General features: G+C 40.2%; 3 protein-coding genes. 2 read left to right on the plus strand and 1 reads right to left on the minus strand.

Annotated features, from left to right (window positions below; translation table 11 throughout):
* Both IQ211_RS19285 and IQ211_RS19290 read left to right on the plus strand, forming a co-directional pair.
* The coding region (locus IQ211_RS19285; protein ID WP_193836479.1) for an RHS repeat-associated core domain-containing protein at nucleotides 1-595 on the plus strand (595 nt) is incomplete at its 5' end.
* A gap of 8 nt (nucleotides 596-603) precedes the next feature.
* Complete coding sequence (locus IQ211_RS19290; protein WP_189761404.1) at nucleotides 604-894, plus strand: hypothetical protein; 291 nt, start codon at nucleotides 604-606, stop codon at nucleotides 892-894.
* A 60-nt stretch (nucleotides 895-954) separates the two neighbouring features.
* On the opposite strand, the gene IQ211_RS19295 is transcribed toward IQ211_RS19290, so the two are convergent.
* Nucleotides 955-1,092 carry a hypothetical protein gene (locus IQ211_RS19295; protein ID WP_189761403.1) on the minus strand — a complete coding sequence of 46 codons (138 nt, stop codon included), beginning with the start codon at nucleotides 1,090-1,092 and terminating at the stop codon, nucleotides 955-957.
* Nucleotides 1,093-1,312: the final 220 nt, after the last annotated feature.

The following is a 1,312-nucleotide window of genomic DNA, read 5'->3' on the forward strand; positions in this document are numbered from 1 at the left end:
GCTGCGGCTGGGCATGCGGGGTGAAAATGCCGACTTCAATCCGGGCTTACAATATGCCGGGCAATGGCTGGATGAAGAGAGCGGGTTAGTCTACAATCGGTTCAGGTATTACTCGCCAGTGGCGGGTTGCTATCTGACGCTGGACCCCATTGGGTTAGATGGAGGCGATAATCCTTATGCTTACGTTATAAATCCCACGAGTTGGATAGACCCATTAGGACTAAACTCCAAGAAATGTCAGTATGTTTATCGAGAATTAAGTATTGATGACAGAATTAGATATGATGCAGGTTTAAGTATACAGCCTAAAGGGCAGGGTGGATCAATCGTAGAACATGTTGATGGAAAAAATACAGGGTTTATTTCGGTTGCTGAAGAGCAGGCTGCAACGAAAAGATTTTCTTCTGGCAGTGGGCTGGCGCAAATTGATTTGAAGAAAGCAACGAAAAATGGAACAACGTATATTCCTCATAAAAATGTTATGCAAGCGGTTAATTCAAAAGGTTCACTACAAAATAGAAAAGATGCCAAAAGAGCAGTGGAAGGTTTATTTAAAGGTGAAATTCCTCATGACGCTATCAAAATTATAAAGTAGGAGAAAATATGCCAGTATTATCAGAGTATTCTAATGTAACAAATACTGTATTTAATGTTTTAGATAAGAAGGGGTTCAATATATGGTATGATGAAGAAGTAAACATGTACTGTGCCGAAAAAGATGGCTGGGACTTCATGGCAGACTCTCCTTGTGGACTGCTTGGTGTTATATCTATATATGAATTTAAACAACCAGCAGAGTATAAAGAATATTGGTGGCGTGATGAAGAAAAAGATTTATTGAATAATCTAAGCCATACACCGCCAGAATATACATCTGTTATATACAATAAGTAATGCTTAATTAAATTATAATTGTCCGGCTAATTAACTTGCCGGACAATTAATTACTCTGCTTTATCCTGCCTGATAATTTCCAATCAATTCCCGCATCCTGAGCTTAATCTCACTGAGCTGGTCTTGCTGGCGCTGGTACTGTTTTTTAATGGCATGGATGTCGTCGCTGTCAGAGATCAGCACTAGACAGCCCGCCATAAACGTAAGCGTCCGGTGATCTCACCTTGTTCCTTCCATCCGGCTCATGCACGCTACGGCTTCTTAATCTTTCATTTAGAGACGAAAGCGGGCTGGTCTACAATCGGTTTCATATACAGGATCTTAAGCATTAACTGTATATTTTAGATAGAAAAAAGGCTTCATTTATGATCTGATAATCGTCGCCAAACTAATACCAAAACCACGGATGAAGCCTGTG

Source organism: Xenorhabdus griffiniae (assembly GCF_015163655.1).
Taxonomy (GTDB): Bacteria; Pseudomonadota; Gammaproteobacteria; order Enterobacterales; family Enterobacteriaceae; genus Xenorhabdus; species Xenorhabdus griffiniae.

Bases quoted from the DNA above. Each gene is read 5' to 3' on its own strand.
- IQ211_RS19290 (WP_189761404.1), top strand. From the start codon at position 604: ATGCCAGTATTATCAGAGTATTCTAATGTAACAAATACTGTATTTAAT.
- IQ211_RS19295 (WP_189761403.1), bottom strand. From the start codon at position 1,092: ATGGCGGGCTGTCTAGTGCTGATCTCTGACAGCGACGACATCCATGCC.